The following is a 7,968-nucleotide window of genomic DNA, read 5'->3' on the forward strand; positions in this document are numbered from 1 at the left end:
ACACCGGACATGGTCCGTTCCGGATGCGTCCTCCAAACCTCAGTTAAATCTCTTTATCTAAAGTGTTAAAAAATTTGATTAAAATTGTATAAATGTACAGATTTTAACTTGTGATAGATTGGGATTTTTAGTATAATATAGGTGAACTACAAGGAGACTTCATTCATGAAGGGGGCGTTTTTATGGAGAACAAATATGTAAAAATCAAAACAGCAGGAACCGATGTCGCGCTGAAAGTTATGCCGGGACATTATGCAACCAACCACGCCCATATCAATTATTACATTGATATGACCACGATGAAGACCAGAACCAGTGAGGCACAGGAGCTGGCTAAGGATCTGGTCAGCATGTATCTCTATGACACGGTAATCGATACGATTGTATGCATGGAAGAGACGGAAGTGATAGGAGCGTTTCTTTCGGAAGAGCTGACACAGGGCGGATTTCTTTCGATGAATGCTCATAAGACAATTTATGTTGTAAGTCCGGAGTTTAATAATAACAGCCAGATTATTTTCAGGGAGAACCTGATACCGATGATCCGCGGGAAACACGTGATGATTTTGATGGCCTCCGTTACGACGGGCCTTACCGTAAATAAGGCAATCGAGTGTATTCAGTACTATGACGGTATTCTGATGGGAGTATCGGCCATATTCAGCGCTATCGACGAGATGAACGGTGTGCCTATCAAGGCAGTTTTCGGCAAGAAGGATCTGCCGGATTATGAATATTCCGATTACAGGAACTGTCCGCAGTGTAAAGCCGGAAAGAAATTGGATGCTCTTGTTAATACATTCGGCTACTCAACAATCAGATAGCAGAGCACAATTGTATAGAGATAGAACCAGGCAGACGGAAGCGGTTTCCGTCTGCCTGGTTTTTTAGCCTCAATTAATCATTCGGCAGTCTGCGCGAGCTTTGCTGTTGTGATAACGGCGGATGTTCCTTTTACTTTCTCACTGTCCACCAGGCTGATTATAATGAAGACGGCTCCGCAGGTGGCAAGCATAAACAGACCGATGCTTTTGAATACAGGAGTCAGCGCCGGGACTATATTCCAGGCAATGATTGAGACGATGGATGTCATAATTGTCCAGAAGCCCGCTTTACGGCTGGAAAATCCGGGAAAGAGAAGCCCTCCGATAACGATAAAGGAGGTTCCGATCGCCAGGGACAAAGCCTTCTGCATAGCAACCAGGATTGCACCCATCTGTGTCGCAATCAGGTAGGTTATAATACTGCTGAGGACAACGATTACTTTATTTACAAGCATCTTTTTGCTTTCCGGAATTTTGTTGCAGTTTAATTTATATACGATATCGGTGCTGACCGTGGTGGAGAGTCCGATAATCATGGAACAGCCGGTTCCCATATCCGCAGCCCACAGGCCGGAGAGGGTGATTCCGCCGAGTATGGGGGGAACACTCATCAAAATCATCGGCAGCGCCATGGACGCGGAAGCGTCCGGAAGAAGCGCTCTGCCGGCCACGCCTAAAATTGCGCATATAAAACCAACCGGAACCATCAGTAAAGCTCCGAAAATGAAACCGTTTCTGGCTGCTTTATCATCTTTTCCGGTAAGGCCGATCTGTACAACGCCCTGGACAGAATTTGTGTTGCCCAGCATGACAATAATCCAGCTTATAATGCCAATCCAGCCCATTCCTGCGGTTAAACTGAGATAAGGTACATCAGGCTGTGCCGCGGTGAGCGTTTTTATGGCAGTCCAGCCTCCGTGGCCCTGTAAAACCAGAACAGCGGCCAGGACAACGCCTGCATAAATCAGAATGAGGTTGAGTACGTTGGTCAGGGATACGCTTCCCATTCCTCCGATTACGGCAACCAGCATAAAAATCAGAAAGGAGAAAAAGGTGCCGCTTTCCACCGTGAAGACGTCCGGGAGCAGAGAGGCCAGGATAGAACCGCCTGCTTTGTACTGGAGGGCAATGATGCCCGATTGGATGATGCACATGGCAATTACCATGATAAAGCTGGTTTTCTGTCCATACAGGTCGCCTACAAGACCGCTGATGGTGGAGTAGCTGCTTTTTCGCAGATATTTCACCGCCAGTACGGAGGATACGACGGCTCCGATAGCCCAGGCTGTGTCGTACCAGCCGGCGGACAGACCCACTGTAAATGCATTTTCTGCGATTCCGATGGTGGACGCCCCTCCGATGGCAAGGCCTGAGATGCTGGCGGCCACAATAAAGGTATTATTTTTTCCTTTATAGATTAGAAAATCATTTTTGTCCTTTTTCTGTTTCCGGGAGACATAAATGCTGATCCCAAATAAAAGCATAACGTATAATATTACGATTATCAGAGGTATATTCATGGTGATACTCCTTCCGGCTGGTGCCAGGCTATTTTTATATGTTGCTGCAGAGCTCTGCATATTCTTCTTTTAACTGCGGCATGACACTGCCGCCGTAAGGGATGATATAGACATCTTTATTTTTAAAATCCACCTTTGACAAAAGAGTGTCCATATCCTTAAAGGACTGTACCTGCATATCCTTTATCACCCCGGGCTCCAGGCCGGAGAGGAGAAGCGTACGGGCTTTGCGGATAGATTCACAGGCAGCATAAAAGATATATCCCCCGATAGTGAAATCCTTTCTCAGGGCTTCATCGAGGCAGCCGTTTTTGAGAGGCTCGATCCAGTCAAAGAAGTCTTTTGCCCCGCTGCCCTCCGAGCAGGCGGCCAGCAGAATCAGGGTTCCTCCCTTTTTTACCGCCTTCGCCCCGTTGAACAGCGATTTAGTGGACTGGTAAAAATTCAGATCCTTTGGAAATCCGCCGCAGCTTACGATTACGACGTCTGCCTCATAATCAATCGGCAGCCCGTAGGACTGCTGTACATAACGGCAGCTCTCCTTCCACGCCTTGTCAAAATCTCCGCAGAAAAGTCCGCTGTGCCTGGAGGCAGAATCCACAACAATATTGATTCCGAATGTCACATGAACCAGATCGGCGGCCTCGCACATATCCTGGTGAATCGGATTAACGAGAATTTTACCGCTTCCGATTCGGGAATCGGATTTCGGCTGTTCCGGATCCAGCGCCATTTGATGATTCATACGGATGGTCTCACGTGATGCGATTCCGGGAACTATGCTTTTTCTGCCCCCGCCGTAACCTGCCATGATATGATGGACCGTACCGCCGATGCTGATAACTTTTCTGCCCACCGCCAGGGGATTGACACTGACCTTTGTGCCGAAGGAGGTGGTGCCGACACAGACGAGGTCGGGGGAGTCACAGTCGTGGTCGGTTACGCTCACATGATCATATACATAGGCTCCGGCCAGTTTCCTCTTATCCTCCTCGGAATTCATACGGTGTGTTCCGAGTGCGATTACGACCGCAATCTGTTCAAAGGGAATATTCAGCGTATCATGAAGATATTCCACCAGAAGCTGGCAGAGAATATCCTGGCGCATCCAGAAACGGGTCATGTCACTGATGATGATTGTGACATCATCCTCTTTTGCGATTAGCTGATTTAAGGGTTTGGTCCCGATGACTCCGCCTGTGATACAGTGGTGGAATTCCGCCTTTATATCATCAATTACCCGCATTGGATTCTCGTGGAGATAAGCGATGCTTTTGGCGCCTTCGACGGTAAAATCCACAGTTGACGTGCCATATTTTAAATGTATTTGTTCCATAATAGTTTCCTTTCTTGACAGGCAGTCTTTTCGGCTGCTGATTCTGATAATGCAATACGTAAAAGTTTTGAACTTTAAACTACTAAAGTTTAACACTATAACGGGATTCTGTCAATAAATTTGATGAAAAAATCAAATCTTGACAAAGCATTTGCTCTGTGTTTTTGTGCTGTTCCTGCCGAATGCTATGTAATCCGCGTATTCTTTTTTGAATACACCGGCGTATGCAGGCAGATATAAAATTCAATTTAAAAGAGAGGGGTTATTGATATGGCAGATTTTAAAATACCAAAGGATAAGACGGCAATTGTATTAATTGAACCGCAGAATGATTTTTTGAGCGAGGGCGGCACCATGTATGCCCATATCAGGGAACAGCTGGCAGAGAGACATGTGATTGCAAATCTTCAGGAACTGTTAACCCAGGCCAGAGGCAGGGTGGCAAAAATATTTTACTGCCCGTTCCATCCTTTTGATCCCGGATTTCCGGAACTGAAAAAGGGCGGTCCGGCGTGCGAGGGACTTCGCGGGATTGAGATGGATATGAAGGCAGACTGGGGAACCGGTGCATGGCTTCGGGGAACGCCTGGGCCGGAGATTATCAAAGAACTGACGCCGCAGCCGGGAGACGTCGTGGTGGAGGGCAAAAAGACGCTGGATGCATTCCACTCCACCGCCCTTGATTATTATCTGAGGGCAAATGAGATTGAGTATGTGGTGTTTACCGGATTTCACACGGACTGGTGTGTCGAATCATCCGCCCGTTCGGCCTATGATAAAGGCTACCGTGTGATTGTAATCGGCGACTGTACCGCCACCGATACACAGGAAGAACAGGATTTCTGTGAAAAATGGATTTTCCCGAAGATTGGGAAGCTGATGGGGTATAGGGAGTTTTTGGGAGCGCTTGAGTAGACAAAATGACCAGCTTCGGCTGGCCATTTTGTCTAAACGGCGGGGGAACAGGCAAATGTCAGCCGGATCCGATAGTCCTCCGATGTCTCCTCCGCCTCACAACATCCTCCCATCTCCTCCATCATTTCGCGGATATTGCGGACACCGATGCCGGTGCTTTCAGCCTGGGTCTGGTTGGCCGACTTTTTATTTTCAAACACCAAGCCGCAGCCGTCCGTCTGATAAAACGATTCGATCCGGATCGGGTCACCACAGGAGGCATATTTTATGATATTGGAGCAGATATTGTCAAGGATCCTGGTTATGTATTTCGAATCGGCACAGATCTCCCTGTCCTCCCAGGCCAGGGATGGACGGACCTCAAAGCCTTTCTGCTCCAGACAGACGCACAACTCGGAAAGGGAGTCGTAGAAAACGGAACGAAATGGTTCCTGCCTGAGAGCCGTGGGACCGGCGGCCTTTTTCAGAAGGGAGTAATTCAGGATACAGTCGGCCATATCTTTAATCTGATGTGCCTTCTCATCTATTTTCAGAACCCATTTTTGCATCTGCTTTCTGTCTGCATCGATCTCATTTTTTAATATCTCCGTGTAGATGAGAAGCGCGGTCAAAGGAGTGCGCAGATCATGGGAGAGGCCGGTGATCATGGACTGGTTGAGACGTATCAGTTCGGCTTCCTGGCTGATCTTGTCACGGATGGATTCGCGCATGCTGTCCAGACCCTTTGCCAGAACCGCCATCTCATCGCTGCCGGTTACTGTGATGCGGTAATCCAGATTTCCGCCTTCCAGAATCCCGATCTCGGCGCTCAGCGTCCTGATATATTTCATTGTACTTCGGATGCCTGCCATGATAATTCCGGTAAACAGGAGGAAGGAGAGGAGAAATTCAACGATCAGGGCATAATTAAAGAATTGGTATGTATACATGCCAGTCAGGAAGACGAGTGCCTCCCCATCCTGAAAATCAATCATTTCATAACCGTTCCATTCGTAGAACTGGCCCGTTACATGATACTCCGGATTGGCTTTCATATAGGGGAACTGCGAGTCGTAAAGCAGAATGTGATCGCGGTACATCTGCATCCAGACGACTTCCTGACGGCGGACCCATTCGGCCAGCCTGTCCGTGTCTTCCGTGGACAATTTGTTTTTCTTTACGTAATCCCGCAGATCATTGTATCTCCTCGCATTTTCCCGCTCCATATAATTTGTTTTAGTAAAATAGTAATCCAGAAGTTTCTCTCCGCCCTGATTGAGAAGGAGGAAAAAAAGAGCGGCGGTCACGAAGGCCAGGGCCAGAAGTTTCAGAAAGCGGTAATAAATCGAATTCGTTTTAAGTGTTTTATCTTTAGGCATCGAACCGGTACCCCTTTCCCCAGACAGTTGTTATCGATACCGGATTCTGCGGATTTTTCTCCACTTTTTTTCGAAGATTTCTGATATGCACCATCACGGTGGCATTGCATGAATAAAAATACGGCTCACTCCAGATGCTCTCATATAAATTCTGGGCTGAGAAGATGCGTTTTGGATACTGCATCATAATAAGAAGAATATGGTACTCGATATCGGACAGATTGACCTCCGTACCGTCAACATATACCTCATTAAAATCCTCATTAATCCGGAAACGGCCGGACTCGATGAAGTGTTCCTCCGGCTGTGATGCTTCGTCTTCTTTGCCGCGGTAGATATGGTATCGCCGAAGCTGCGCCTTTACCCGTCCCAGAAGCTCCGCGTAGGAGAACGGCTTGGTCAGATAATCGTCGCCCCCCGCCATCAGGCCGATCAGCTTATCAGATTCCTGGGCTTTTGCAGTCAGGAAGAGAACCGGGACAAAGGATGTTTTCCGGATTTCTTCACACGTCTTTAACCCTGAGATTCCGGGCATCATGATGTCAAGGATTACCAGATCCGTATCATCTGACAGAAGCCGTAATCCTTCCCAGCCGTCGGCTGCCTCTGTGATTTGGTAATCTTCACTTTCCAGCAGGATCCTTATGCCCTCCCGGATATCTTCATCGTCTTCTATAATTAAAATATTTGCATTACCCATTTCGCTTTCCTCCGTCAGTAGTGCCGGGAATCTGGAAAGAAATTCCAATAGGCACCCGCTCATTATACCATATTCAATTGTTACTTTTTTCTTTTTTCTTACATTTTAGGACATACTTCCTACAAATTATTTACTTTAGAATCATTAAAAAAGGTTTTAGAATTGATTAAGATTTTCCCGGTATGATTAAATTATCCTGAAAACGGGATTGCCGGTATGCTCCGAAATGCGAAGCGGTCCGAACCGATCTCAGGAAATATTAAGAATTCAAAAAAAGGAGTGTGCTTTTATTTATGAAGAAACAAACGAAATTAGTCGCAATACTCTCTACGGCAGCATTACTTGCCATGGGAGCTTCCATGACTTCTTTCGCCGCCGGCTGGGAGAAAGATGATTCTGGAATCTGGCATTATTATGATTCCGAATGACAATATGGTTACCAGTGAGTGGAGAAAAGATGGTACCGGCTGGTTTTACCTGGATGATGACGGCGATATGCTGACAATGTCCTGGGTGGACGATGAGAGCTATGTGAATGAAAGAGGTAAGAGGCTTGTCAATTCCTGGATTAAGGTTCCGTCCGACGACAGCATCGATGATCCCGGTGAAGACGGTGATCACTGGTATTATTTTGACAGCAAAGGCCGCAAGCTGACATCGACATCCAAAAAAATTAATGGGAAAACATATTATTTCGATGAAGACGGAAAGATGGCGACCGGATGGTATGAAAACAGGCTGTATTTCTACAATGATAAGATTTATCTTGTAAACAGCAAGGGCAAAATCCAGAAAGGCAAGAAGGGCTACAATATTGAAAACAGCTCGATTTCCGAGGATAAGGTATCGGTAGAATTTAATTCCGACAGTTCCGTTAAGTCCATCACACTGGATGAAGGTAAGGGAACGAGCTATACTGCGGCACAGCTTCTTGCAATGTCATTAAATACCGATTCAACAACCAGCGACTATGTCGATGAAGACGGCAGATATGATGATGCTTATGTGACGATTCCGTTCATCCAGCTTTACGATAATAATGTTTATACATATCGTTTTATCAACAAGAAAGACGGCAGCTTTGATGCATCTGAAATGTGGTACGACGTGCATGAAAAAATAACGAATAGATGGAAATAAACCAGGTTTCCTGACATGATTGGTTACTGTTTACACCATGCCAAAAAGCAGCATGATGTAAACAATAACACGCTTCGCGATGCACAGAAACTGCATAAAACGAAGTTTCGCGCCGTGATACTCGGGATTTTCGTGCAAAGTACGCACGAAAACACCTCGCGGGACATAACCGTGT

Annotated in this window: 8 protein-coding genes; 4 read left to right on the plus strand and 4 right to left on the minus strand. The window is 46.6% G+C overall.

Annotated elements, in window-relative coordinates:
- Window positions 1–182: 182 nt before the first annotated feature.
- Window positions 183–824: a type I phosphoribosyltransferase gene (locus CLOSYM_RS05605; protein WP_003497179.1), complete on the plus strand. Its 642-nt coding sequence runs from the start codon at window positions 183–185 to the stop codon at window positions 822–824.
- A gap of 77 nt (window positions 825–901) precedes the next feature.
- Here CLOSYM_RS05605 and CLOSYM_RS05610 read toward each other — a convergent pair whose 3' ends face one another.
- Both CLOSYM_RS05610 and CLOSYM_RS05615 read right to left on the minus strand, forming a co-directional pair.
- Window positions 902–2,344, minus strand: a complete 1,443-nt coding sequence (locus tag CLOSYM_RS05610; protein ID WP_044902164.1) for a sodium:solute symporter family protein — start codon at window positions 2,342–2,344, stop codon at window positions 902–904.
- Between the two features lie 34 nt (window positions 2,345–2,378).
- Window positions 2,379–3,680, minus strand: a complete 1,302-nt coding sequence (locus CLOSYM_RS05615; RefSeq protein ID WP_021641307.1) for a nickel-dependent lactate racemase family protein — start codon at window positions 3,678–3,680, stop codon at window positions 2,379–2,381.
- 270 nt (window positions 3,681–3,950) lie between these two features.
- Between CLOSYM_RS05615 and CLOSYM_RS05620 the strand changes: the two genes are divergently transcribed.
- Window positions 3,951–4,595 (plus strand): cysteine hydrolase family protein, encoded by a 645-nt coding sequence (locus CLOSYM_RS05620; protein WP_021641309.1) that lies wholly within the window; start codon window positions 3,951–3,953, stop codon window positions 4,593–4,595.
- Window positions 4,596–4,627: 32 nt separating this feature from the next.
- Here CLOSYM_RS05620 and CLOSYM_RS05625 read toward each other — a convergent pair whose 3' ends face one another.
- Together CLOSYM_RS05625 and CLOSYM_RS05630 are read right to left on the minus strand one after the other, a co-directional pair.
- Entirely contained in the window at window positions 4,628–5,953 is a 1,326-nt protein-coding gene (locus tag CLOSYM_RS05625; RefSeq protein ID WP_021641310.1) for a HAMP domain-containing sensor histidine kinase, read from the minus strand.
- The gene (locus CLOSYM_RS05630; protein WP_003497172.1) at window positions 5,946–6,653 is read right to left on the minus strand and encodes a response regulator transcription factor; all 708 of its coding nucleotides are present in this window, start codon (window positions 6,651–6,653) and stop codon (window positions 5,946–5,948) included. Before CLOSYM_RS05630 ends, CLOSYM_RS05625 begins: the two co-directional genes overlap by 8 nt.
- A 293-nt stretch (window positions 6,654–6,946) precedes the next feature.
- On the opposite strand from CLOSYM_RS05630, the gene CLOSYM_RS23765 reads away from it, so the two are divergent.
- The gene (locus tag CLOSYM_RS23765; protein ID WP_021641312.1) at window positions 6,947–7,081 is read left to right on the plus strand and encodes a hypothetical protein; all 135 of its coding nucleotides are present in this window, start codon (window positions 6,947–6,949) and stop codon (window positions 7,079–7,081) included.
- Window positions 7,044–7,793 (plus strand): cell wall-binding repeat protein, encoded by a 750-nt coding sequence (locus tag CLOSYM_RS23770; RefSeq protein WP_021641313.1) that lies wholly within the window; start codon window positions 7,044–7,046, stop codon window positions 7,791–7,793. The genes CLOSYM_RS23765 and CLOSYM_RS23770 overlap by 38 nt, the downstream gene beginning before the upstream one ends.
- Window positions 7,794–7,968 lie beyond the last annotated feature (175 nt).

The sequence above is a fragment of the [Clostridium] symbiosum ATCC 14940 genome, from assembly GCF_000466485.1.
GTDB lineage: Bacteria > Bacillota > Clostridia > Lachnospirales > Lachnospiraceae > Otoolea > Otoolea symbiosa.